Raw genomic sequence first — 24082 nt, 5'->3', positions numbered from 1 at the left:
ACCGTGGACGGTCTGTTCTGGAACATCCAGCTGGCCAACTATTACGCCGCCCTGGAAACCACAGCGGCGGCGGTGGCCGTGCTGATCCTGATCTCCAGCCTCGATGACCTGTTCATCGATGTCTGGTACTGGGTTCGCGAGAGCTGGCGCGCGCTCACCATCAAGCGTCGCGAAGCCTACCGGCCGCTGACCCAGGAAGACCTGATGCAGCGGCCGCAACAGCCGCTGGCGATCATGGTGCCGGCGTGGATGGAATACGACGTCATCGCGCAGATGGTGGAGAACATGATCAACGTGCTCGACTACCGCGAGTACGTCGTGTTCGTCGGCACCTATCCCAACGACCAGCAGACCATCGACGAAGTGGAGCGCATGCGCCGCCGCTACAAGCGCCTGCGCCGCGTGGAGGTGCCGCACGACGGGCCGACCAGCAAGGCCGACTGCCTGAACTGGCTGATCCTGGCCATCTTCGATTACGAGAAGCGCCACGACATCGAATTCGCCGGGGTGATCCTGCACGACAGCGAGGACGTGCTGCACCCGATGGAACTGCGCTTCTACAACTACCTGCTGCCACGCAAGGACATGATCCAGTTGCCGGTGACCTCGCTGGACCGCGAGTGGTACGAACTGGTGGCCGGCGTCTACATGGACGAGTTCGCCGAATGGCACGCAAAGGATCTGGTGGTGCGCGAGAGCGTGTCCGGCATGGTGCCCTCCGCGGGCGTGGGTACCTGCTTCTCGCGGCGCGCGCTGCTGGCGCTGAGCGCACAGACCGACAACCAGCCCTTCAATACCGACAGCCTCACCGAGGATTACGACGTCGGTGCGCGGCTGGCGGCGATGGGCATGCAGTCGATCTTCGCCCGCTTCCCGGTGCAGTTCCGCGTGCGCCGTCCGTCATGGTTCGGCTGGGGGCCGGTGCGCGAGCGTACCCAGCAGATGGCGCTGTGCGTGCGCGAGTACTTCCCCGACAACTTCCGTGCCTCGTACCGGCAGAAGGCGCGGTGGGTGCTGGGCATCGGCCTGCAGAGCTGGGAGTCGCTGGGCTGGCGTGGATCACTGGCCACCAAGTACCTGCTGGCGCGCGACCGCAAGGGCATCATCACCTCGTTCGTCAGCATCATCGCCTACATCATCTTCCTGCAGCTGCTGCTGTTCTGGCTGTTGAAGATGACCGGGCTGTGGACGATGCAGTTCCCCAGCGTGTTCCAGGCCGGTACCTGGCAGATGAATGTCGCGCTGCTGACCACCGCAGCGCTGGCGACCCGGGTCGTGCAGCGCTTCTATTTCGTCAACCGGTTGTACGGCTGGGAGCATGCGTTGATGTCGATCCCGCGCATGGTGGTCGGCAACATGATCAATTTCATGGCCACCGCCCGAGCCTGGAAGGTGTTCCTGGCCTACCTGCTGTTCGGCAAGCGCATGGTCTGGGACAAGACCATGCACGACTTCCCCGATGCGGCGCAGCTGGTGCAGACCCGCAAGCAGCTGGGCGAGCTGTTGACCACTTGGCAGGCGGTGGAACCCGAACGCCTGCAGCAGGCGCTGGACCAGCAGCAGGCAGGCCGCCAGCAACCGCTGGGCCGCATCCTGCTCACCCAGGGCTGGCTGGATGACGAGACCCTGGCCGAGGCCATCGCCTTCCAGGGTGACCTGCCACGCGCGGTGATCGACGTGGATTACCTGCGTGCCTGCCAGTTCCCGGTCAGTGCCGATGCCTGCGTGCAATGGCGCATGCTGCCGCTGCCGCCGCGCCAGGAAGGCACCCTGCGGCTGGCCGTGGCCAGTCCGCTGCCCGAGGACGCCGTGGCATTGCTGAAGCAGGAAACGCGCAGCGAGCACATCGAACAGAGCATTGCCCGCGAAAGCGAGATCAACGCGGGCCTGCGCCTGATCGGTGGCGAACGGCAGTGGCACCTGGACAACGTGCCATTGCTGGGCGACCTGCTGGTGGAAATGCGCCTGATCGATCACGCACGCTTCGAGATCGCACTGGACGACTACATGCCGCAGCGCGACGGTCGCATCGGCGACTACCTGGTCAAGCAGGGCATCACCACCGAGGAGGCCGTGGCCCAGGCCATGCAGGAGCAGCGCCGGCGTGCGGCCACGCTGCAGTCGCCGCCGCCCGGAGCCTTGCCGGCATGAAGACCACGCTGCTGTCCACCGTCATTGCCGTGGCACTGGCCACGGCCGCCGCGCCGGTGATGGCGCAGGCCGAGGTGCCACTGCCGCTGTCCGGTGCGGCCTACCGCATCGCCGAGCAGGCGTTTGCTGCCTATGAACGTGGCGATTACCCCACGGCCTACCGGCAGTCCAGCGAAGCGATCCGGCTGCGCCCGGACGTGGTGCGGCTGCGCCTGCTGCAGATCTATGCGCTGCAGAAGCTTGGTCGTGGCGCAGAAGCGCAGCAGCAGGCGCGCCGTGCGCTGGACGCGGGGATGAAGGATCCAGCCTTGCCTGCGCTGGCCGCCGCGCCCAGGACGACCACAGGTGCAGCGCGTAGCACAGCGGTGCCGCGTGCACCCGCAACGGTGGCCGGCCACAACAACCGGCAGGCCTACATGCTGGCAACCGAAGCCTATGCGGCCTACGACGCCGGGCAGATGGGCATCGCCGCCAGCAAGGCCGAACAGGCGTTCCGGCAGCAGCCGGAACAGGGCGCATGGGCCCTGCTGTGGGTGGCGGCGCTGGAGGCACAGCAACAGCCCGAACAGGCCGACGCCGCCATCGGCACCGCGCTGCAGTTGGGTGCACCGAATGTCGAAGCGCTGCGCGCGCGGCGCGTGACACTGGGCCGCCAACGCGCGCTGCTGCAGGCACAGCAGGCCTATCAATTGCTGTCCGCAGGCGAGGATGCCGCCGCCATTGAGCAGGCGCACGCCGCCGTGGAACTGGCACCCGACGTTGCTTCATACCGGTTGCTGCTGATCACCGCGCAGCTGCAGGGCGATCAGCTGGCCGACGCTGAGCACAGTGCTGATCAGGCATTGCAGGTGGACGCCAACGATCTCAATGCCCGGGTGATGCGTGGCTACCTGCGCCAGCGCCAGGGCAGTACGCTGCGGGCCAATGAGGATTTCGATGCCGCGCTCGCCACGCCGGGATCAACCGCGCAGCAGCGCAACGTGCGGCTGCTGGCGGTGGATGCGGCGCTGGCCGCAGGTGATCGGGTACGCGCAGCTGCACTGCTGGCACCGTTGCAGGCGGCGCTACCGGCAGTTGAAGGCGATGCACGGACACGGCAGCTGCTGCAGCAGGGCATCGATCAGCGCAGCCGGGCGACCCGTGCCAGTCGCGAGCCTCCCCGCATCAGCGCCGAGGCCTACCCGGCACCGGTCCAGCACTGCCAGTCCGGTGACAGCGGCAACGTCTGCGAACTGGTGCCGGCCGATCTGCAGGGGGATGGCGGTGCCGCACAGCGTGCCTACGCTGCCTACGCGCGCCAGGATTACGCCGATGCCATCGGTGAGGCGCGGCAGGCCGTGCAACTCGCACCGGACGACGCGAACCTGCAAGGCCTGCTGACCACCACGCTGGCGGCGGGCAACCGTGCCCAGCAGGACGAAGCGCGGCAGCGCCTGGATACGGCACTGGCACAGCGTCCTGATGACGCGGGTGCACTGATGCAGCGCGGCTACCTCAACCAGAGGGCCCACGAACCGGCGCGCGCACTGGCCGACTTCCGTGCCGCCGAGGCCACCGGAAAGGCACCGAAAAGCGTAGTGCTCGACCAGGCCTACGCCAGCGCAGCCAACGGCGACCATGCGCAGGCGGTGACGCTGCTGCGCAGCGCCATTGTTCGCGCCGATGCCGGCGAGCTGTCACTGGATGCGCATCAGCGCTACAACGTGCGAAATGCCATCGCCAACTATTCGCGCGAGTGGGGCGTGATCGCCTCGGCGGGTTTCCGCGGTGCGCGCCAAGCGGCGACCAATGTGGGCGGTGCGGCGATCAGCACGCCCGGCGATTCGGTGTTCAGCACGCTGGAAGCGTTCTGGCGGCCCCCGGCCTTCAACGACCAGCATGGCACGCTGGAACTCTACGCGCGCCTGCTCAACACGCTGTACGACGAGGGTGGCACTTACGAATCGATCCGCGCGGTGGACCCGTGCACCGGCGAATCAACGCCGGATGCGCGTGCACGCGCGGAGCGCCTCAGCCACTCGCGTTCCACTACCGGCTGGCCCTCCACAATCGCGTCCTTCGGCATGCGCTACGCGTTTGGCCAGAGCGGTCTGAGTGCTGGCATCGAGCGCCGACAGTTCCTCGGCAGTGCAACCCGCCAGGGCGAGGTCTACCCCGAGTCGGCAGCGGTGCAGTGCCGCCTGCAGCTGGCCCTGAACCGGCCACTGGAAGCCAGCACGCTGGCGCGCTACCGGCTGGCCAGTGGTTCCGGTGGCTGGATGTCCTACCTGACCTATGGCTACTACCATGGCACCGATCTGCGCACCGATGTGAACCAGTGGTGGATGGTCAGTGGCTACGCGCAGGGGGGATACACCTGGGACGACAACGGTGCCACCTTCACCCTCGACGCGCTTGATGCCAACGGCACGCCGGTGCGGCGCCTGGGTGAGGCCAATGGGCGCCTGCATCGCGAACAGTGGTTCGCTGCCGGTGAACTGCGCGCCGGGCGCAGTTTCCGCTTCGGTGCAGGGCAGACGCATTGGGTGGTCACACCCTATGTCGTGGTGGGTGCCGATTGGCTGGACCAGCGCTCGCGCGTGCGCGACATCCGTTATCCGCCGTTCCCGGCGCAGTCGTTCGCGCTCAACGATACGCAGCGCAGCTGGTCACTTGGCGCAGGGCCGGGCGTGGGCGTGCGTTACGGGTTCCGCGAGGACCACTACAACACGCCGCGTTCCTACCTGGACCTGACCGTGCAGTACCGCTTCGCGATCGGTGGCGGTGATACACAGCGCGCCAAGGGCCTGTTCGCTACCGCCATCCTCTACTATTGACGCAGGCCCCAGCGTCGCCGCAGCGCTGCGGCCTGCGGCGTGTCCTGGGTCAGCCATGGCTCCAGTGCATAGACCAGCACGTGCTGTGCGCCGCTGTCGCGTGCCCATGCCAACTGCCGCTGGATACGTGCGGCATCGGCGGTTTCGCCCTTGAATCCGCTGCCGTCGGCAGGGCCGCCGGGCAGTTCGCGGAACAGTTCGACGATCGCATCGAAACCGATGCCGTGTGCATGGAAATGATCGAGCAACGGCTGGAGCTGCTGCACGTTGCCGGCACCGGCCACCCCCACGCCATCCTGCACCATCGGCCGTAGCGTGGCCTGTGCCAGCACCGCCTGCCACAGCGTGACCAGGTTGCCATCGGTCTGCAGGCGGCTGAAGTAACAGGAGATCGCACAGTCACCGCCGCGCGTGCTGGCGGCCTGCACCAGCCCGTGCAGCCACTGCGCCAGCCATTGCTGGCGGGCCGGATCGGCCCAGTGGTACTGCTCCAGTTCGTAGGGCAGGTACCAGCCCCCGAAGGCCGGCTGCTGCGCCCAGGGTGCCTGTGCCAACCAGCTGCGTGCGTACGCCAGGCTCTCGGCCAGGAAGGCCTTCAGCGTGGCGTCGTCCGCGGCGATGGCCTGCCACCAGCGTTGCTGGAAGGGCAGGCCGACGCGGATGCGGATGCCGTTCTCGCCGGCGGCGGTGAACAGCTGCTGCAGGCTGCCGTCGGGCAGTGACCAGTCGCCGTCGCTGCCACCGACGATGCCGGTCCATTGCAGCACCAGCTGACGGCAGCCCAGCGTATGCGCAAGCTTCAAGGATCGCTGCCAGTCGGCCAGGCCCCATTGCAGGTGGCTGCGCCACGGCTGCAGGAAGGTGCCATCGACCTGCACCGGCAGCGAGCAGCCGGGCAGGGTGGCGAGCGTAGCGGCCAACGGCGCCAGCACTGCCGCGCGCAGCAAGCGACGGCGCAACGGCGAAGAAGGATCCGCGGGAAGGTCGGGCCGAACCATGCCCGCATCATCCCAGAGCGCCGTGCGTGGCGGGTGAACCCTGCGTCCGGTAGTCCCGGTCGCGGGCCGAAGCGTGCTCTGGTAGCGCCGGCCGCTGGCCGGCATCGCCTACCGCTTATTCCAGCGCGTAGCGCAGGGTAAACAGCACCGCCACCAGCCACACAGCCGGATGCACTTCGCGCCAGCGCCCGGTACCGGCCTTCAGCGCGGCATAGGCAATGAAGCCGAACGCCAGGCCGTTGGCGATCGAGTAGGTGAACGGCATCGCCAGCGCACAGAGTGCGGCTGGCACCGATTCGGTCAGGTCGCTCCAGTCCACTTCCACCAGCTCACGCAGCATCAGGCCAGCCACGAACAGCAGTGCCGGCGCGGTGGCATAGCTGGGCACCATTGCCGCAAGCGGCGAGAACAGCAGCGCCGCCAGGAACAGCGCCGACACCACCAGCGCGGTCAGGCCGGTGCGGCCGCCCACCTGCACGCCCGAGGCGCTTTCGGCAAAGGCCGTGGTGCTGCTGGTGCCAAGCATCGAACCGGCCACGATCGCGGTGCTGTCGGCCAGCAGCGCACGGCCGAAACGCTTCTGCGCGCCCGGCAGCTTCAGCAGGCCGGCGCGACCGACCACGCCGTACAGCGTGCCGGTGGCATCGAACACTTCCACCAGCACGAACACCAGCACCACCTGCAGCAGCACTGCGATCGGTGCGCCGCCGTCATGGTGCAGCAGGCCCGGCAGGTCCAGCTGCAGGAAGGTGGGTGCGAGGCTCGGCGGCAGCGAGACCAGGCCCTGGTACTGCACGTCGCCCAACGCCCAGCCCGCGCCGGTCACCGCCAGGATGCCGATCAGGATCGCACCGCGGATGCGGCGTGCTTCCAGCACCGCGATCAGCAGGAAGCCGGCCAGTGCCAGCAGCGGCGGCGCCGTGTTCAACGGGCCCAGCGCCACCAGCGTGTCTTCATTGCCGACGATCACGCCGGACTTCTGCAGCGCGATGATCGCCAGGAACAGGCCGATGCCGGCCACGATGGCCGAGCGCAGCGACGAGGGGATGCCGGACACCAGCCATGCGCGCACGCCGGTCAGCGACAGCACCAGGAACACCAGGCCGGAGATGAACACCGCACCCAGCGCCTGCTGCCACGGCAGGCCAGCGGCACCGACCACGGTGAAGGCGAAGAACGCGTTCAGGCCCATGCCCGGTGCCATGCCCACCGGGAAGTTGGCGGCCAGCGCCATCACCGCCGAACCCAGCGCCGCAGCCAGGCAGGTGGCCACGAACACCGCGCCCGCGTCCATGCCGGTGGTGCCGAGGATCTCGGGGTTCACGAAGACGATGTAGGACATCGTCAGGAAGGTGGTGACACCGGCCAGCAGCTCGGTACGCACGGTGGTGCCGTGCTGCTGCAGCTGGAACAGGCGCTCGAACAGGGACATGGGGAATCTCGACCCGTTGGTGGTGGGTACCGACCGTTGGTCGGTACGCCTTGAAGCGTCACCACCAACGGTGGTGACCTACCGAAAGGAGAAAGGCCGCGCGAGCGCGGCCTTTCCGGTTGCCTTACTTCAGCGCCTTGAAGCGCAGGCGCTTCGGCGCCGCGTCGTCGCCCATGCGGCGGCGCTTGTCTTCTTCGTACTCGCGGTAGTTGCCCTGGAAGAACTCCACGTGCGAGTCGCCTTCGAACGCCAGGATGTGGGTCGCGATGCGATCCAGGAACCAGCGGTCATGCGAGATGACGAAGGTGTTGCCCGGGAACTCCAGCAGCGCATCTTCCAGCGCACGCAGGGTTTCGATGTCCAGGTCGTTGGACGGTTCGTCGAGCAGCAGCACGTTGCCACCCTGCAGCAGGGTCTTGGCCATGTGCAGGCGGCCACGCTCACCACCGGACAGCGAACCGACCATCTTCTGCTGGTCCTGGCCCTTGAAGTTGAAGCGGCCGATGTAGGCGCGCGACTGGATCTCGATGCCGTTGATGTTGAGGATGTCCAGGCCGCCCGCGATTTCCTGGAAGACGTTGTGGTTGCCTTCCAGTGCGTCGCGGCTCTGGTCCACGTAGGACAGCTTCACGGTCGGGCCGACCACGATCTCGCCGGTATCCGGCTTTTCCTGGCCGGTGATCATCTTGAACAGGGTCGACTTACCGGCACCGTTCGGGCCGATGATGCCGACGATGGCGCCGGCAGGCACCAGGAAGCTCAGGTTGTCGAACAGCAGGCGGTCGCCGAACTTCTTGGAGACGTTCTTGAACTCCATCACCGCATTGCCCAGGCGCTCGCCCGGCGGGATGAAGATTTCATTGGTCTCGTTGCGCTTCTGGTAATCGACCGACTGCAGTTCTTCCAGGCGGGCCAGACGGGCCTTGCCCTTGGTGCGGCCACCCTTGGCGTTCTGGCGCGACCACTCCAGTTCCTTCTGGATCGCCTTCTGGCGGGCCTTTTCCTGGTTGTCTTCCTGCTTCAGGCGCTCGTCCTTCTGGGTCAGCCAGTCGGTGTAGTTGCCCTTCCACGGAATGCCGCGGCCGCGGTCCAGTTCCAGGATCCATTCGGCGGCGTTGTCCAGGAAGTAGCGATCGTGGGTGACCGCCACCACGGTGCCGGTGTAGCGCGCCAGGAACTGTTCCAGCCATTCCACCGACTCGGCGTCGAGGTGGTTGGTCGGTTCGTCGAGCAGCAGCATGTCCGGCTTCTGCAGCAGCAGGCGGCACAGGGCCACGCGGCGCTTTTCACCACCGGACAGCTTGCCGACCACGGCATCCCACGGCGGCAGGCGCAGCGCATCGGCGGCCACGTCCAGCTGGTTTTCCAGGGTGTGTGCGTCGCCAGCGGCCAGGATCGCCTCCAGGCGCTCCTGTTCCTTGGCCAGCGCGTCGAAGTCGGCGCCTTCCTCGGCGTAGGCGGCGTACACCGCTTCCAGCGCGGCCTGGGCCTGCAGCACTTCGCCCACGCCTTCCTCCACCGCTTCACGCACGGTCTTGGTCGGGTCCAGCTCCGGTTCCTGCGCCAGGTAGCCGACCTTGATGCCCGGCTGCGGGCGGGCTTCGCCCTCGAAATCGGTGTCCACGCCGGCCATGATCTTCAGCACGGTGGACTTGCCGGCGCCGTTCAGGCCCAGCAGGCCGATCTTCGCGCCCGGGAAGAAGGACAGCGAGATGTCCTTGATGATCTGCCGCTTGGGCGGGACCACCTTGGACACGCGGTTCATGGTGTAGATGTATTGCGAGGACATGCGGTCTCCGTAGGCGCGGCCCTGCGCCCGGTCCGTCACGGGAAGATCCCGTTGCGGCAGCGGGCACAGACTGAAATGGAATACCGCCAATTATAGCCGGAACCGGTTCCGGGCCGCGCCCGGGAAGGGGGCGCCGGGCTGGCCGCCCCCTGAATACTGCGTCACAGTCCTGCAACGGGAAGCGTTTCCAGCCGGAAACGGTTCAGATCGGTTGCGCAATATGGGCTCACCACCCACCCGAGCAGAGGTCTGACATGCGCATCAATCGAGTAATGGCCAGTGCCGTGGCCTCTGTGCTGGCGCTGGGCGCCGTGGCCCCGGCGTTCGCCGACAACGACCATCGCCGCAACCACGACCGCCGCGAATGGCGCGAGGATCGCCGTGAGTGGCGCCACGACCGCCGTGACTGGGAGCGCGACCGCCGCGAGGCCCGGCGCGACTACCGCCAGGATCGCCGCGAGTGGCACCGTGATCATGACCGCTACTACCGCCCGGCACCGCCGCGTGTGGTGTACCGCCCGGCCTATGGCCCGGGCTATGGCTGGAAGGTCGGCCATCGCTACCGCGACTATTACCGCGGCCCGATCTATGTGGTGAACGACTACCCGCGCTATCACCTGCGTCGCCCGCCCTACGGGCACCACTGGATCCGCGATGACCGCGGGAACATGCTGCTGGTTGCCATCGCCACCGGTGTGATCGCCCAGTACGTGCTCAGCAACCGCTGAGGATCGTGGCCGGGGTCGGATCCCTTTCCAACGGAAAGGGCTCTGACCCCACATCAATCGAAACCATACGGGGCCGGATTCCTTCGGGGATGCCGGCCCCGTCCGTTTCGGCCCCAGCAGGCCGGTGCGGGGCTACAATCGGGGGCTGAGCCGTACCCCCTTTTCCCTGCCTGCTGGAGTACCCGATGTTCCCGCGTGACGTCCGCATCGAATCCTACGATCCCGAACTGGCCAAGGCCATCGCCGCTGAAACCCAGCGCCAGGAAGACCACGTCGAGCTGATCGCCAGCGAGAACTACACCAGCCCGGCGGTGATGGAAGCCCAGGGCAGCCAGCTGACCAACAAGTACGCCGAAGGCTACCCGGGCAAGCGCTACTACGGTGGCTGCGAATACGTGGACATCGCCGAGCAGCTGGCGATCGACCGCCTCAAGCAGCTGTTCGGCGCGGACTACGCCAACGTGCAGCCGCACAGCGGTTCGCAGGCCAACCAGGCCGTGTACTTCGCCCTGCTGCAGCCGGGTGACACCATCCTCGGCATGAGCCTGGCCCACGGCGGCCACCTCACCCACGGTGCCAAGGTGAATGCCTCGGGCAAGCTGTTCAACGCCGTGCAGTACGGCGTGAACGATCAGGGCCTGATCGATTACGACGAAGTCGAGCGCCTGGCCCTGGAGCACAAGCCGAAGATGGTCGTGGCCGGCTTCTCGGCCTACTCGCAGGTGATCGACTGGGCACGCTTCCGCGCCATCGCCGACAAGGTCGGTGCCTATCTGTTCGTCGACATGGCCCACGTTGCCGGCCTGGTCGCCGCAGGCGTGTACCCCAGCCCGCTGGAGCACGCCCACGTGGTCACCTCCACCACCCACAAGACCCTGCGCGGCCCGCGCGGCGGCATCATCGTCGCCAAGGGCGCCGACGAAGACCTGGTCAAGAAGCTGCAGTCGATCGTGTTCCCGGGCATCCAGGGTGGTCCGCTGATGCACGTCATCGCCGGCAAGGCCGTCGCCTTCAAGGAAGCGCTGGAACCGGGCTTCAGGGCCTACCAGCAGCAGGTGGTGAAGAACGCCCAGGCGATGGCCAACACGCTCATCGCGCGCGGCTACAAGATCGTCTCCGGTGGCACCCAGAACCACCTGATGCTGGTCGACATGATCGGCAAGGACGTGTCCGGCAAGGACGCGGAAGCGGCGCTGGGCAAGGCGCACATCACCGTCAACAAGAACTCGGTGCCGAACGACCCGCGTTCGCCGTTCGTGACCTCGGGCCTGCGCCTGGGTACCCCGGCGGTGACCACCCGTGGTTACGTTGAACAGGACTGCGTGGACCTGGCCAACTGGATCGCCGACGTGCTCGACGCGCCGAACGATGACGCCGTGATCGCCCGCGTGCGCGACGCCGTCAGCGCGCAGTGCCGCAAGTACCCGGTCTACGGCTGACCGGGGAGTGGGGTCGGATCCCTTCCCGCAGGGAAGGGCTCTGACCCCAGCATTGGAGTGACAGCGCATGGATGAGCGCCACCTCAAGTATCTGTACACCGCCCTGGCGGTGCTGCTTGGCCTGCCCAGCCTGGTGATGGGCGGCGCGGCAGCGACCATGCTGCTGCTGATGGGGCTGGGCCAGTTCGGTCACGGCACGCTGGCCTCGGTGACGGTGATGCCGCTGTGGGGCCTGGCCGGCATTGCCGGCTGCCTGGCCTGGTTGTGGCTCAGTGCGGGTTTTCTGATGCAGGGGCGTGCCGGGCTGCACGTGCACCGTCTCTGGTGGTGGATGCTGCTGGCGGGCGGTCTCGCCGCCTTGCCCCCGCTGGGGCTGGCGCTGTGGTGGGGCGTCACCGTGCACGCCGAAGGCATCACCCTGTTGCTGCTGGGCCCGTCGATGCTGGTGCCGGCTGCGATGCTGGTGTGGATCAAACGCTGCGCATGACGTGGCCCATGGAAGGAAATCGAACGCATGGATGAGCGTCTGCACAAACGCTGGATGGCGATCGCCGGCCTGCTGGCAGGCCTGCCCACCGTGGCGGCAGGCGGCACGGGTGCCGTGCTGGGGCTGATGGTCGTATGGGATGGCAAGTACCTGACAGGCGACGAGCACACACTGTTGCTGCTGTGGTCGACGGCTGGAATCATCGGCCTGCTGTCGTGGTTGTGGTTGAGCGGCCTGTTCCTGGGGCGTGGCCTTGTCGGCCTGCGCGATTCCCCGGTTGTCGCCTGGGTGGGGTTGGCGCTGGGGGGGCTGGCCGCATTGGCCGTGGTTGCCGCCACGCTGTACTTCACCTTCAAGCACGGGGAGATCTCGACATTGGCCTTCCTCGGCTTTGGCCCACCGTTGCTGGTGATGGCCGGGCACCTGGTGTGGCTGCGCTGGGCACGCGCAGCCTCGGTGCCGCCGGCACCCGGTTGAGCGCACAGCGCTGACCGCGCTGGAGGCTCTGTTCGGCCGAAATGCACGCACTTCCGCGCAGACAGCATTTGCTGCGGGACCCTTTCTCAGGTACCTTTGCGACGCTGCCATGACCGTGGCAATAGGTACTTCCCTGAGCCAGGCGTTCCATGCATTGCCCCTTCTGCCAACATGCCGATACCCGGGTCATCGACTCGCGCGTCTCCGAAGACGGCGCGACGATCCGTCGTCGGCGTGAATGCGAAGCCTGTGGCGAGCGCTTCAGCACCCTGGAAACGGTTGAGCTGAAGCTGCCGGCCATCGTCAAGAGCGATGGCACCCGCGAGGCGTTCGACCAGCGCAAGGTCCGCGCTGGCTTCGACCGCGCGCTGCAGAAGCGTGCGGTGGCCGAAGACAAGATCGAAGCGGCCGTGCGTGCGGTGGTTCACCAGCTGCGCATCAGCGGCGAGCGCGAAGTGCCTTCGATCAAGGTCGGCGAGTTCGTCATGAACGAACTGCGCAAGCTCGACCACGTCGGCTATGTGCGCTTCGCATCGGTCTACCGCAGCTTCGAGGACGTGGCCGATTTCCGCGAGGAGATCGAGAAGCTGGAACGCGACCTGCCGTCCAGCACCGAACAGCTGCAGCTGCTGGGCGACGTGATTGCCCTGACCAAGAAGAAGAAGGGCTGACCGCCTTTTCCCTGGTAGATGCCAACCTTGGTTGGCACTGATGGCGTGGATCTCCTTTGCTCTGGTGGGTGCCAACCTTGGTTGGCACTGATGGCATGGATGCACACCGGCGGCGTTACCATGGCCGCATGACCACCCCGTTCTCCGTCCTCGACCACCTGCACATGGCCAACGCACTGCGCCTGGCCGGGCGTGCCGCCTACACCACCCGCCCCAACCCGATGGTCGGCTGCGTGATCGCTCATGGCGAACGCGTGGTCGGGCAGGGCTGGCACCAGCGCGCCGGTGGCCCGCATGCTGAAGTGTTCGCGCTGCGCGAGGCCGGCAGCGACGCCCGTGGCGCCACCGCCTACGTCACCCTGGAACCCTGCGCGCACTACGGGCGCACGCCACCGTGTGCGCTGGCACTGATCGAAGCGGGCGTGTCGCGTGTGGTCGCGGCGATGCGCGATCCGTTCCCCAAGGTCGATGGCGGTGGCTTCGATCTGCTGCGCAATGCAGGCATCGACGTCGCCGAAGGGCTGATGGCGGCACAGGCGCGCGAGCTCAACAAGGGTTACCTGTCGCGCGTGGAGCGCAACCGCCCGTGGCTGCGGGTGAAGCTGGCCGCCAGCCTCGATGGCCGTACCGCGATGGCCGATGGCAGCTCCAAGTGGATTACCGGTCCGGCCGCGCGCGAAGACGTGCAGCACTGGCGCGCACGTGCGGGTGCGATCCTGACCGGCGCCGACACCGTGCTGGCCGACGACCCGATGCTGACCGTGCGCCTGGCCGATACCGAGGTGATGCCACCGCTGCGCGTGGTGCTCGATTCACGCCTGCGCTCGCTGGAATGCAGCCGTGTGCGCGAGGGTGGGGCGCCGACGTTGTACCTGCATGGCACAGCAGTAAGCGCACCGGATGCGGCCGACGCCGAATTTGCCAGCGTGCCCTGTGTTGATGGGCGGTTGGACCTGGGCGCGGTACTGGCGCTGCTGGCCGAACGTGGCATCAACGAAGTGCATACCGAAGCCGGCGCGACGCTGGCCGGTGCCTTGCTGCGCGGCGGCTGGGTGGACGAACTGCTGCTGTATCAGGCGCCCACGCTGCTGGGCGATAACGGTCGTCCGCTGCTGGCCGGCCTCGGCATCGAGGCGATGGACCAGCAGCGCCGATTGCGCGTGGTCGACCAGCGTCAGGTGGGCGAAGACATCAGGTTGCTGCTGCGGGCATAACGGGCCCAGGTAGTGCAAGGTTGAGCCCGACGGACTTCAAACGTCATCACACAGCTCATCCTCCTGCGGCAGCAGCGGTTCACCCAGCCACAACTCGATCGGCAGCAATCGCCACAGGATTGTCTGGTAGAGCTGATGCACACGCTCGGCATGGGCGAACGCATGGCGTGCCTGGTACCACCCGGTGACCCGGCTGCAATGTGGTACATCGGGTCCGTCGCGCAGCATCGCCGCCCAGCGCAGGAAAAGCGCATCGATGCGTGCCTGGCGCCCTGCTTCAGGCGCGGCCCGCAACGCCAGATACTCCTCCCGGAGGGGTTCCACGTCGGGATGCTGGCAGACCAGTGGGTACAGGCCGATCTCCGGCGATCCCGACGGCACGAACTCCCGGGCAGCGCAGCTGACCCTCGGCAGTCGCATTGCCAGTGCCTGTACAAAGGCTCGCGTGGCAGCCGGGGAAGGCGCAGTAGAACCCTGCCGCGCGAGTGCCGCAGGCACATCGTCCACAAGCAACTGCCACTCCAGGGCAACGGCAGGCTCGTATCCCTCTCCCTGCTCGCGCAGTATCTGCCGGGCCGCGGCATCGTCGTGCAGCAGCACCTGCGCCTGCAGGGTGTATTCGGCCTGCGGCGAAAGATCGCCTGGCGCGGAGGCTACCGCCCAGAGCGGTGCTCCCAGCAGCAGGATGAAGACGGGTTTCAGCATGGCGGCACACGGGCAATCCAGGAGGGCCCTGAGGATCAGGGGCGTTCCTTGCACGGATCCATGCAACTTGTCTGAAAATGTGCAGCGTTGCGGGCGTCGCCGGGCATGGCCCGGCGCTACCGCTTACCCCCTCACGCGCATTCGTCGGTCCACATCATCTCGGCGATCGGGCGCAGTGCCTTGCACTCCTGCGTCATCTCCTCGGCCGACAGCACCTGCGCCTTGGCCTTCAGTTCCTCGGCCATCGCATCCACGCCGCTGATCTGCTCCGGCGCGATCTTCGCCACGCAGGCGCGGTGCTGCTGCAGCAGCAGGTCGCAGCCCGGTACGCCGGTTACTTTCGGCGCGCTGGCGGCCTGTGCATCCTGCATCCAGTCCTCGAACGGCGCCAGCGCACCGGCTACGGTGCCCACCAGATCGTCGAAATTACCGCTGTACCAGTAGCGGTTGTCCTTGGCCGGGTACAGGGTGAAGGTGCCGCTGACCGGCACGCGCACGCCACTCTGCAGTGCCTGGGTGTAGGCATCGGTGAACTGCTTGCGCGCGGCCGGGCTGGCGTCAGACGCGAGACTGGCGGCAAACAGCGGGCGGACCTTGCCCAGGTCGGGCAGCTGGCAGCTGTAGGTGATCCGCGCCAGCTTCTGGTCTTCAACGTATTCGTTGTCTTCGACCACGCTCTTGGTCGCGCGGCACTTCGAATCACGCAGCGCCTTGGCATACAGCGCTTCGGTGGCCGCAGCGTCGGACTTGTCACCGGCGCTGGCCAGCACGGTCTGCCACGGCTCGGCCAATGCCTTGGCCAGCGCACCCGGGTTTGGGGTCACGGCGTCCTGGCCTTCGAACGCCGGCTTCAGTGCGTCGTTGAGCGTGCGCGTGGCGGCCGCGTCGTCTTCCAGCAGCACGCGTGCGTACAGGTCGAAGGCCTGCTCGGGCGTCAGCTGGGCCGGTGCAGCGCTGGCAATCAGCGGGGCGCACAGCAGCACGCTGGCCAGAAGGGTACGGGTGGGGGTCTTCATGACGGTGTTTTCCTGTTCCAGAGGCGCGCAAGCCTAGCGCATCCAGCGCTACTTTCGATGGCGGCCAGCGGTCACATGGCGGTGTACCCCGGCCAAAAAAACGGGCCCCTTGCGGGGCCCGTTCGATCGCACGACGAGGGACGATCGTTGGATCAGAAGCTGGCGCGCACGCCGGCCGAGTACTGGGTGACGTCACGGTAGCCGGAGATCTCGCCCACCAGACCCCAGGTCCTGGTGAAGTTGATCTGGCCGCCGACGGTGCCGACCCAGGTGCCCTTGAAGTTGTTGCCGCCGTCCATGTAGCCGGCCTTGGCCCAGGCTTCGGTCATGCGCGACGGCTTGCCGCGGATGCCCAGGGTGGCGCGGCCCAGGTTGGTGTGGTCCTTGTAGCGGTCGCTGTAGCCGTCGTAACGGTCGGTCAGTTCAGCGCTCTGGCGCACCCAGGCGATATCGGCGGTGAAGTCCAGGCGGTCGGTCCACGGCATGTGGTAGCCGATGCCCAGCTCCGGCTGGTTCAGTTCCAGCTTCAGCGAGCCGTCGCTGTAATGGTAGGTCTTGCTGGTGCGCGACCAGCCACCGAACACGTAGACCTGTTCGGCGATGGCCACAGAGCCACGCAGGTAGCCGCCGTCGACCTTCGGGTCGTCCAGTGCGTTGTCGTCAACCTTGACCTGCGTCCAACCGCCTTCGACGTAGGTGTAGCTCAGGGCGTCGGCCGAAGCCGAGAGCGGGGCGGCGGCCAGCAGGGCGGCCACGATCAGCATCTTGCGCATGGGAATTCCTGTGAATTTCAGTCCTTTGGCGGGCCTGCCCCAGCGGGCTGCCCGTGGCGACCTCATGTCGTCCGGGGTGGAATTTTAATGAAAGTTTTACAAATTGCGAGCGACGGCCGTCACAGCTGTGGCATCCGACCCCGTTCAGCCCGGGCTGGTACACTAGCCAGGCCGGTTCGCCGGTACACAAACGTCTTCAGGGCGGGGTGCAATTCCCCACCGGCGGTAGGTGCGCAAGCACGAGCCCGCGAGCGCCCCGGCCCACGGCCGGGGGTCAGCAGATCCGGTCCAATGCCGGAGCCGACGGTCATAGTCCGGATGAAAGAAGACGGTGCCACAGGGCTCATGCCCTGCGCGTGCCTGTTTGCCTTGCGGCGTTTTTCGCTCACTTTTCGCGGAGAACGTTTCTTGTTTACTGGAATCATCGAAGGCGTCGGCCGTCTGGCTGCACGCGAATCCATCGGCGGCGATGTCCGCTTCACCTTCAATGTCGGGAATCTGCCGTTCGACAACGTGCAGATGGGCGAGAGCATTGCCATCAACGGCGTCTGCCTCACCGTCATCGCATTCGACGCCAGCAGCTTCCAGGCCGATGCCTCCACCGAGACCCTGGGCCTGACCACGCTGGGCCAGCTGGGCGAAGGGGCGGTCATCAATCTCGAACGTGCCATGCGCCCGACCGACCGCCTTGGCGGCCATCTGGTCAGCGGACACGTCGACGGCCTCGGCCAGGTACTGTCCATCCACGAAGACGCGCGTGCCCAGCGTTGGCGTTTCGCCGCGCCGGCCTCGCTGCGCCGCTACATCGCCAAGAAGGGCTCGATCTGCGTGGATGGCGTCAGCCTCACGGTCAACGAAGTGGACGATGAAGGGTTTGACGTCGCCCTGATCCCGCACACGGTGGCCAACACTGCCTTCTCCGCCGCGGGCGTAGGCAGCGCGGTCAATCTTGAAATCGATCTGGTCGCCCGTTATGTGGAGCGCCTGATCAGTGTGCCGACCAACGGTCAGCACCCACAGGGAGATGCCGCATGAATTTCGCCCCGATTCCGGACATCCTGGAAGACATCCGTCTGGGCCGCATGGTCGTCATCGTCGATGACGAAGACCGCGAGAACGAAGGCGACCTGATCATGGCCGCCGAGCTGGTCAAGCCGTCGGACATCAACTTCATGGTCACCCACGGCCGTGGCCTGGTGTGCCTGCCACTGACCCGCACTCGCGCCGCCGACCTCGGCCTGGCGCCGATGGTGCAGGCCAATACCGCGCAGTTCCAGACCAACTTCACCGTCAGTATCGAGGCCGCCGAGGGCGTTACCACCGGCATCTCGGCCCACGACCGCGCCCACACCATCCGCACGGCGGTGAAACCCAACGCCAAGCCGTCGGACCTGCACCAGCCGGGCCACATCTTCCCGCTGATCGCCCAGCCGGGCGGCGTGCTGACCCGCGCTGGCCACACCGAAGCCGGCGTCGACCTGGCCATGCTGGCCGGGCTGGAGCCGGCCGGCGTGCTGGTGGAGATCCTGAACCCGGATGGCAGCATGGCGCGCCGCCCGGAGCTGGAAGTGTTCGCCCGCGAGCACGGGCTGAAGATGGGTTCCATCGCCGATCTGATCGCCTACCGCCTGGCCACCGAAAAGACCGTTGAACGCGTGGACGAGCGCGAGATCGAGACCGAATTCGGCCCCTTCAAGCTGGTCACCTACCGCGACCGCATCGCCCACGACCTGCATTTCGCCCTGGTCCGTGGCACGCCGGATGCCGACACCCCCACCCTGGTGCGGGTGCAGGTGGAAAACCCGCTGGCCGACCTGCTGCACTGGCGCCGCGACGATTTCGGCGTGGCCGCCACCGATGCCCTGCGTGCGATCGATGCTGAAGGCAGTGGCGTGATGGTGGTGCTGCAGGCCCCGCGTGATGGCGAGGCCCTGCTGGCCCGCCTGCGCCAGCAGCCGGCGCCGGTGGTGCCGGGCAAGGACAAGGACGTGAGCCAGTGGCGCCGCAACGGTGCCGGCGCGCAGATCCTGTCCGACCTGGGCCTGGGCAAGCTGCGCGTGCTGGGCACCCCGCGCCGCCAGATCGGCCTGGCCGGGTACGGCCTGGAAGTGGTGGAGACGGTGGCCCTGTAACCCCCTTGGTGTGCCGACCATGCCCTACCTGTGGTGGGTGCCGACCATGCCCTGCCCGTGGTGGGTGCCGACCGTTGGTCGGCACACCCTTCAGGCCCCGCCAGCCACGGCCGGGGCCCATCCACGCTAGAATTACCCCCTTATCGAGTCCCCCAAGCCGCATATGAGCCACTACGAAGGCGATCTTCGCACTCCCGAATCGGCGCGCTTCGCCATCCTGGCCAGCCGCTGGAACGCCCGCATCACCGATACGCTGGTCGCTGGCGCCCGCCAGAGCCTGGCCGGCAACGGCATCACCGAAGCCAACATCGACGTGATCCGCGTGCCGGGTGCCTGGGAGCTGCCGCTGGTGGCCGCGCGCCTGGCTGCCGCCCATGAACACGCCGCCATCCTCACCCTGGGCTGCGTGATCCGTGGCGATACGCGCCACTATGAACACGTGGCCGACCGCTGCGCCGAGGGCCTGATGCGCGTGCAGCTGGACTTCGGCGTGCCGGTGCTGAACGGCGTGCTGGCGGTGGAACGCGTTGAAGACGCCGAGGCCCGCGCAGGCGGCAGCCACGGCAACAAGGGCGAGGAAGTCGCACTCGCCGCATTGGAAATGGTCAATCTTCTGGAGCAGCTGCCATGAACAAGAACACCCAGGGCAAGCCCTCCGGTAAACCCGTCCGCCGCGATGGCGTCGATCCGGTGCTGCGCTCGCGCGCCCGCCGTCGTGCCGTGCAGGCCATCTACGCCTGGCAGATCTCCGGCGGCAACGCCCAGTCGCTGATCGCCCAGTTCGCCCACGAGCAGGCCCGCGAAATCGCCGACCTGGCGTACTTCGAGGCGCTGGTGCACGGCGTGCTCGACAACCGTCGCGACATCGACGAAGCGCTCGGCCCGTACCTGGACCGCGGCATCGAAGAAGTGGACGCGATCGAACGCGCGGTGCTGCGCCTGGCCGCCTACGAGCTGCGTTACCGCCTGGACGTGCCATACCGCGTGGTGATCAACGAAGCCATCGAATCGGCCAAGCGTTTCGGTTCCGAACACGGCCACACCTACGTCAACGGCGTGCTGGATCGTGCCGCCGTGGAATGGCGCAAGGTCGAATCGGGTCACTGACCCGGTTCTGCTCGTCCTGGACGGGCCGTGACCTGCTGGGTCGATACCGGCCCTGACTCCGCTTCTGGTGGGTGCCAACCCTGGTTGGCACCGATGCCCGATATCGCCGCCACCCCCACGGGAACGCCCCATGTCCCTGGCTGAATTCGCCCTCATCGACCGCATCCGCGCCCGCACCGTCGAGCGCGACGACATCGTGCTCGGTATTGGTGATGACGCTGCACTGCTGCAGCCGCGCCCGAACGAACAGCTGGTGGTCACTGCCGATACGCTCAACAGCGGCGTGCACTTCCCGGCCGAAACGCCGGCGTTCGATATCGGCTGGAAGACGCTGGCCGTGAATCTCTCCGACCTCGCCGCGATGGGCGCGCGCCCGGCCTGGTGCACGTTGGCGCTGTCATTGCCCGATGCGAGCGAGGATTGGATCGAAGCCTTCGCCGACGGTTTCTTCGCGCTGGCCGACCAGCACGACATCGCCCTGATTGGTGGCGACACCACGCGTGGCCCGCTGTCGCTGTCGGTCACCGCGATGGGTCAGGTCTCACGCGGCCAGGCGTTGCGTCGTGATCGCGCACAGATTGGCGATGACATCTGGGTCAGCGGCACCCTCGGCGACGCCGCCGGTGCACTGCGCCTGTGGCAGCAGGGTGCGCTGAACGTGGCCACCGCCACCCTGCTGGCCGACTACGAAAGCCTGCGCCTGCGCCTGCTGCGGCCGACCCCGCGCGTCACCCTAGGCCTGCGCCTGCGTGCGTTCGCGCACGCGGCGGTGGACGTGTCCGATGGCCTGCTGGCCGACCTGGGCCACATCGCCACGCGCAGTGCGGTGGCCGCGCATGTCGATGCCGATCTGTTGCCGATCTCGAATGCGCTGCGCGAGTTGCTTGGGCGCGAAACCGCCCGCGAATGCGCACTGCGGGGTGGCGACGACTACGAACTGTGCTTCACGGCAGCTGCCGACCAGCGCGACGCGCTGCATTACCTCGCCGAATCGCTGGATGTGCCGCTGACCCGTATCGGCCGCATTGCCGAAGGGCAGGGCGTGCACGTGGATGGCGAAGCCGCCGGCGGCGGCTACCAGCACTTCGCCGGTTGAGGGTGCGGGCTCAAGCCTGCTGCGCGACAACCTGACGTTCGATGCTCGCCGCGATCAACGCGATAGCCTCAATGACGATCGCCTTCGACGCCGCATCTGTCGCGCCGGTGCTGCGCAGGGCCTGTTCGGCCTGTTGGCAGCTGCGCGCTGCCTGGGCTTCTCCCAGAAATACCAGCGCGCCGGCGAAGCTGTGCAGCTGGTCGATCATGGCCGGTGCGTCGGCACTGTCCAGCGCCTGGGTCAACGCCGCGTAGTCGCGATGCGCGGTCTGCAGGAACGCCTCGCGCATCTGCCGCTGAACCGCCTCGCTCACCACCGGAGGTAAGGGTGCCTGTGCCGAGCGATCGAGGTCGAATCCATGCAGCGCGGCCTCCAGCGACGCCAGGTCGAGCGGCTTCAGCAGCAGCGTGGACATGCCGGCCTCGCGTACGCGCTGCGCGTCCTCGGGCATCGCATTGGCGGTGAGTGCGACGATGGGGATGGAGGGGTCATCCGCATGCAGTTTCCGGGCCAGCCCGTATCCGTCCAGGTACGGCATGTTCAGATCAGTCAGCACGATGTCGAACCGGCCCGCGCGCCAGCGTTGCCACGCCTCCTCGCCGTCGGCCGCGAGGGTGACCTGCCAACCCAGCGCATGCAGTTGCCCCAGCGTCACGTCACGGCTGATCACGCTGTCATCCACCAGCAAGGCGTGGCCACGCGGGGAATGCGCGCGCTCTACAGGCGCTGGCCGTGGCGGCGTGCCTGCCACGGCGGTGGTCCGGCGTGCCGGAATGTCCAGGCGGAAAACGCTGCCGGTGCCCGGGGTGCTGCGCACGCCGAGGGTGCCGCCGAGCAGTTCGGCGAAGCGTTGGCACAAGGCCAGCCCCAGGCCGCTGCCGCCGTGCTGCCGTGCCGAGCCGGCACCGACCTGCACGAACGGTTTGAACAACACGGCCTGTGCTTCGGCATCGATGCCCGGGCCGGTATCGCGCACCTCCACGTGCAGCCACTCGCTGCCATCGGGCTGCACCGAGGCATCAACGCTGACCGCCACCGTTCCCGATGCCGTGAACTTCACCGCGTTGCCCACCAGGTTGTTGATCACCTGCGCCACGCGGCCTGCGTCGGCCACGTAGGCCGGCCCCAGCGCATCGCCGGTGTGCAGCGCCAGGCGCAGGCCTTTTGCGCTGGCCTGTGGCTCGAACAGTGTCGCGGTCTGCTGCAGCAACGCACGCGGATCGAAAGGCGCCGGTTCCAGCGTCATCAGCCCGGCTTCGATACGGGAAAGATCCAGGGTGTCGTTCACCAGCCCCTGCAGCACATCGGCGGCGCTGCGCGCGCGCGTGACATGCGCGTGCGCCGCCGCCGGCATGGTCTGACGGGCAAGCAGTTCAAGGTGGCCGAGCACGCCGCTCAAGGGGGTGCGTATTTCATGGCTGATCATTGCCACGAAGGCGGTCTTGGCCTGGTCCGCAGCCTCGGCATCGTGCTGGGCCTGTTCGGCATGACGCCGTGCATCCAGCAGGCGCTGCTGGGTTTCGGTCTGTGCGGTCACATCGGTCACCGCGCAGACCCAGATCGCCCGCCGCTGGTAGCGCGCGGCGGCCACGATGGATTGCAGGTAGCGCGATGGACCGTGCTCATCCGCGGACGGCGCCTCGAACAGCTGCCCGTGTACCTGGCCGTCAACGCGTTGCACCAGGCGGCCGACCAGTGCGTCCAACAGGTTGCCGGTGGTGTCGCCGATCAGCTGCTGCAGTGCCTGGTTGTGCAGGATCAACTGCCCGCTCTGCTGGTCGAGCAGGCACAGGCCGACCGGCGACGTTTCGATCAAGGTGCGGCTCAACGCTTCGCTTTCATGCACCCGTGCGGCTTCTTCCAGCGCCGGCCGCAGCACGCGCCGGTCCACCAGCAGCAACAGCGTCCACAGCGCGGCCAGCAGGGCGGTCAGGGCCAGCCCGCCCCCGAGCAGATAGGTCTGCTGCGCCGTCCAGATGTCGGTCCAGCGGTAGAGCCGCAGCAGCGTCCAGTCGATGCCCTGCAAGGGTGCGGACATCACGAAGGCACGGCCAGCAGGCAGTGCCAACAGCGTAGGCCGGGGCGATGGCGCGGCGCGCAGCGCAGGCCCGGAAATCGCAGCGTCCGCAGCACTGCGCAGAACATCGTTTCCCTGCCGGTCCAGCACCACCCACATTCCCGGGCTGGCCTCCTCCAACCGCTCGCGCAGGCCTTGAAGCGGTTCAAACGTCAGCCGGTTGATGAAGGGGGTGCCATTGCTGCGCAGGCGCATCTGGGTGACCAGTGCATCCTCGCCGGTGAACGGATTGCGGCCGAAGTAGGCGCGCAGCCGGCCACTGTCCAGTTGAAGCTCGGAGTCCGCACCCGCTGACTGCCAGCCGGCATCGGCGGTCTGTGCCAGCGCGGCCAGTGCCTGTTCACGGGTAGGCACCTTCATGAGTTGCAGCAGCTGCGCTTCATCATGCAGCCCGGCGATCGCAAACAGGCGCCCTTCCGGTTCGAAGGCGAAGGAGATCAAGGAAGTGGGCGAATCCTGCGCCGCTACGGTGGCGGCCATGTACGCCGAATAGGTCTGCACCATGCCCAGGTACGCCGCCTCCGCCTGTGGCGGAAGACGGCCCTCGCGCGGGGACAGCGCCAGCCAGGGGACGGACAGGGCGCCGGGTGCCACCACGCCGGCCTGGCCATCCTGTGCTGAAAAGCGGGCAGCAACAGGCAGGCCACCGGCCACCAGTGCGGTTTGCTGGGTAGCCCACAGCATGGCGTTGGTGTTCAAGCTGGCCACGTAGGCCCGCCTGCGCTCGCCAATGTAGCGATCCACCGTCTGCTGGCCGCGCTGCAGCGCCTCGCGCTCGTTGAGGTGCACCGTTTCCAGCCGCAGCCACAGTGCGGCGCAGCCGGCGGCCAGGAGAAGCAGGGTCAAGATGGCACCGCCACCGAACAGCAGCCGGCGCTGCAAGCCTTGCAGGGTGGCAAGCACGGAGCCCAGGGGTGACGCCATGGTGCGAACCTGCGATGTGAGACTGTGGCCTGCAGCGTGACGCGTCTGCC

20 protein-coding genes and 1 riboswitch are annotated in these 24082 nt (G+C 67.3%); of the genes, 13 read left to right on the top strand and 7 right to left on the bottom strand.

The genetic code is table 11. From position 1 onward, the window contains the following. Positions 1-3 precede the first annotated feature (3 nt). Both RI032_RS06025 and RI032_RS06020 read left to right on the top strand, forming a co-directional pair. On the top strand, positions 4-2151 hold the full coding sequence (locus tag RI032_RS06025) for a glycosyl transferase family protein (protein ID WP_010481996.1): 2148 nt from the start codon (positions 4-6) through the stop codon (positions 2149-2151). Further along, positions 2148-4967: an NfrA family protein gene (locus tag RI032_RS06020; protein ID WP_322547990.1), complete on the top strand. Its 2820-nt coding sequence runs from the start codon at positions 2148-2150 to the stop codon at positions 4965-4967. The genes RI032_RS06025 and RI032_RS06020 overlap by 4 nt, the downstream gene beginning before the upstream one ends. On the opposite strand, the gene RI032_RS06015 is transcribed toward RI032_RS06020, so the two are convergent. From RI032_RS06015 to ettA, 3 genes are all read right to left on the bottom strand, one after another. Next, positions 4961-5926: a DUF4434 domain-containing protein gene (locus RI032_RS06015; RefSeq protein WP_425603834.1), complete on the bottom strand. Its 966-nt coding sequence runs from the start codon at positions 5924-5926 to the stop codon at positions 4961-4963. The genes RI032_RS06020 and RI032_RS06015 overlap by 7 nt on opposite strands. A 154-nt stretch (positions 5927-6080) precedes the next feature. Next, complete coding sequence (locus RI032_RS06010) at positions 6081-7397, bottom strand: NCS2 family permease (RefSeq protein WP_005408048.1); 1317 nt, start codon at positions 7395-7397, stop codon at positions 6081-6083. Positions 7398-7521: 124 nt separating this feature from the next. Then, positions 7522-9186 carry an energy-dependent translational throttle protein EttA gene (gene ettA / locus RI032_RS06005; RefSeq protein WP_010481992.1) on the bottom strand — a complete coding sequence of 555 codons (1665 nt, stop codon included), beginning with the start codon at positions 9184-9186 and terminating at the stop codon, positions 7522-7524. Positions 9187-9440: 254 nt separating this feature from the next. Here ettA and RI032_RS06000 point away from each other — a divergent pair, with 254 nt between their 5' ends. The 6 genes from RI032_RS06000 to ribD all read left to right on the top strand — a co-directional run bounded on the left by RI032_RS06000 (position 9441) and on the right by ribD (position 14202). Then, positions 9441-9914, top strand: a complete 474-nt coding sequence (locus RI032_RS06000) for an RcnB family protein (protein WP_019338039.1) — start codon at positions 9441-9443, stop codon at positions 9912-9914. Positions 9915-10099: 185 nt separating this feature from the next. Then, positions 10100-11353, top strand: coding sequence for a serine hydroxymethyltransferase (gene glyA, locus RI032_RS05995; RefSeq protein WP_322547989.1), 1254 nt, complete (start codon positions 10100-10102; stop codon positions 11351-11353). Between the two features lie 67 nt (positions 11354-11420). After that, the gene (locus tag RI032_RS05990; RefSeq protein ID WP_061478417.1) at positions 11421-11840 is read left to right on the top strand and encodes a hypothetical protein; all 420 of its coding nucleotides are present in this window, start codon (positions 11421-11423) and stop codon (positions 11838-11840) included. 27 nt (positions 11841-11867) lie between these two features. Further along, on the top strand, positions 11868-12317 hold the full coding sequence (locus RI032_RS05985) for a hypothetical protein (RefSeq protein ID WP_049482087.1): 450 nt from the start codon (positions 11868-11870) through the stop codon (positions 12315-12317). 149 nt (positions 12318-12466) lie between these two features. Then, positions 12467-12988 (top strand): transcriptional regulator NrdR, encoded by a 522-nt coding sequence (gene nrdR / locus RI032_RS05980; protein ID WP_010481984.1) that lies wholly within the window; start codon positions 12467-12469, stop codon positions 12986-12988. A gap of 128 nt (positions 12989-13116) precedes the next feature. Beyond that, positions 13117-14202 carry a bifunctional diaminohydroxyphosphoribosylaminopyrimidine deaminase/5-amino-6-(5-phosphoribosylamino)uracil reductase RibD gene (ribD, locus tag RI032_RS05975; RefSeq protein ID WP_134958458.1) on the top strand — a complete coding sequence of 362 codons (1086 nt, stop codon included), beginning with the start codon at positions 13117-13119 and terminating at the stop codon, positions 14200-14202. Between the two features lie 36 nt (positions 14203-14238). Here ribD and RI032_RS05970 read toward each other — a convergent pair whose 3' ends face one another. The 3 genes from RI032_RS05970 to RI032_RS05960 all read right to left on the bottom strand — a co-directional run bounded on the left by RI032_RS05970 (position 14239) and on the right by RI032_RS05960 (position 16696). Beyond that, a complete protein-coding gene (locus tag RI032_RS05970) occupies positions 14239-14907 on the bottom strand; it encodes a hypothetical protein (RefSeq protein WP_322547988.1) in 669 nt (222 codons plus the stop codon). 131 nt (positions 14908-15038) lie between these two features. After that, positions 15039-15923 carry a hypothetical protein gene (locus RI032_RS05965; protein ID WP_322547987.1) on the bottom strand — a complete coding sequence of 295 codons (885 nt, stop codon included), beginning with the start codon at positions 15921-15923 and terminating at the stop codon, positions 15039-15041. A gap of 152 nt (positions 15924-16075) precedes the next feature. Beyond that, a complete protein-coding gene (locus tag RI032_RS05960; protein WP_010481980.1) occupies positions 16076-16696 on the bottom strand; it encodes a hypothetical protein in 621 nt (206 codons plus the stop codon). Positions 16697-16884: 188 nt separating this feature from the next. After that, a riboswitch (FMN riboswitch) is annotated at positions 16885-17030 on the top strand. A 74-nt stretch (positions 17031-17104) separates the two neighbouring features. On the opposite strand from RI032_RS05960, the gene RI032_RS05955 reads away from it, so the two are divergent. The 5 genes from RI032_RS05955 (at position 17105) to thiL (ending at position 21031) form a co-directional block, all read left to right on the top strand. After that, positions 17105-17731: a riboflavin synthase gene (locus RI032_RS05955; protein WP_049482085.1), complete on the top strand. Its 627-nt coding sequence runs from the start codon at positions 17105-17107 to the stop codon at positions 17729-17731. Continuing rightward, positions 17728-18828 carry a 3,4-dihydroxy-2-butanone-4-phosphate synthase gene (gene ribB, locus RI032_RS05950; RefSeq protein WP_134958450.1) on the top strand — a complete coding sequence of 367 codons (1101 nt, stop codon included), beginning with the start codon at positions 17728-17730 and terminating at the stop codon, positions 18826-18828. The genes RI032_RS05955 and ribB overlap by 4 nt, the downstream gene beginning before the upstream one ends. A gap of 163 nt (positions 18829-18991) precedes the next feature. Then, the gene (gene ribH / locus RI032_RS05945; RefSeq protein WP_010481977.1) at positions 18992-19459 is read left to right on the top strand and encodes a 6,7-dimethyl-8-ribityllumazine synthase; all 468 of its coding nucleotides are present in this window, start codon (positions 18992-18994) and stop codon (positions 19457-19459) included. Continuing rightward, positions 19456-19935 carry a transcription antitermination factor NusB gene (nusB, locus tag RI032_RS05940; RefSeq protein ID WP_005415268.1) on the top strand — a complete coding sequence of 160 codons (480 nt, stop codon included), beginning with the start codon at positions 19456-19458 and terminating at the stop codon, positions 19933-19935. The genes ribH and nusB overlap by 4 nt, the downstream gene beginning before the upstream one ends. A gap of 130 nt (positions 19936-20065) precedes the next feature. After that, the gene (thiL, locus tag RI032_RS05935) at positions 20066-21031 is read left to right on the top strand and encodes a thiamine-phosphate kinase (RefSeq protein ID WP_164192201.1); all 966 of its coding nucleotides are present in this window, start codon (positions 20066-20068) and stop codon (positions 21029-21031) included. 10 nt (positions 21032-21041) lie between these two features. Here the strand turns inward: thiL and RI032_RS05930 are convergent, their stop codons facing one another. After that, positions 21042-23954: an ATP-binding protein gene (locus RI032_RS05930; RefSeq protein WP_322547986.1), complete on the bottom strand. Its 2913-nt coding sequence runs from the start codon at positions 23952-23954 to the stop codon at positions 21042-21044. Positions 23955-24082 lie beyond the last annotated feature (128 nt).

Source organism: Stenotrophomonas geniculata (assembly GCF_034508895.1).
GTDB lineage: Bacteria > Pseudomonadota > Gammaproteobacteria > Xanthomonadales > Xanthomonadaceae > Stenotrophomonas > Stenotrophomonas geniculata.
This window is presented reverse-complemented; position numbering and strand designations above follow the sequence as displayed.

Coding starts and splice junctions, on each gene's coding strand:
- RI032_RS06020 (WP_322547990.1), top strand. CDS start 2,148: ATGAAGACCACGCTGCTGTCCACCGTCATTGCCGTGGCACTGGCCACG.
- RI032_RS06010 (WP_005408048.1), bottom strand. CDS start 7,397: ATGTCCCTGTTCGAGCGCCTGTTCCAGCTGCAGCAGCACGGCACCACC.
- ettA (WP_010481992.1), bottom strand. CDS start 9,186: ATGTCCTCGCAATACATCTACACCATGAACCGCGTGTCCAAGGTGGTC.
- RI032_RS06000 (WP_019338039.1), top strand. CDS start 9,441: ATGCGCATCAATCGAGTAATGGCCAGTGCCGTGGCCTCTGTGCTGGCG.
- glyA (WP_322547989.1), top strand. CDS start 10,100: ATGTTCCCGCGTGACGTCCGCATCGAATCCTACGATCCCGAACTGGCC.
- RI032_RS05990 (WP_061478417.1), top strand. CDS start 11,421: ATGGATGAGCGCCACCTCAAGTATCTGTACACCGCCCTGGCGGTGCTG.
- RI032_RS05985 (WP_049482087.1), top strand. CDS start 11,868: ATGGATGAGCGTCTGCACAAACGCTGGATGGCGATCGCCGGCCTGCTG.
- nrdR (WP_010481984.1), top strand. CDS start 12,467: ATGCATTGCCCCTTCTGCCAACATGCCGATACCCGGGTCATCGACTCG.
- ribD (WP_134958458.1), top strand. CDS start 13,117: ATGACCACCCCGTTCTCCGTCCTCGACCACCTGCACATGGCCAACGCA.
- RI032_RS05970 (WP_322547988.1), bottom strand. CDS start 14,907: ATGCTGAAACCCGTCTTCATCCTGCTGCTGGGAGCACCGCTCTGGGCG.
- RI032_RS05965 (WP_322547987.1), bottom strand. CDS start 15,923: ATGAAGACCCCCACCCGTACCCTTCTGGCCAGCGTGCTGCTGTGCGCC.
- RI032_RS05960 (WP_010481980.1), bottom strand. CDS start 16,696: ATGCGCAAGATGCTGATCGTGGCCGCCCTGCTGGCCGCCGCCCCGCTC.
- ribB (WP_134958450.1), top strand. CDS start 17,728: ATGAATTTCGCCCCGATTCCGGACATCCTGGAAGACATCCGTCTGGGC.
- ribH (WP_010481977.1), top strand. CDS start 18,992: ATGAGCCACTACGAAGGCGATCTTCGCACTCCCGAATCGGCGCGCTTC.
- nusB (WP_005415268.1), top strand. CDS start 19,456: ATGAACAAGAACACCCAGGGCAAGCCCTCCGGTAAACCCGTCCGCCGC.
- thiL (WP_164192201.1), top strand. CDS start 20,066: ATGTCCCTGGCTGAATTCGCCCTCATCGACCGCATCCGCGCCCGCACC.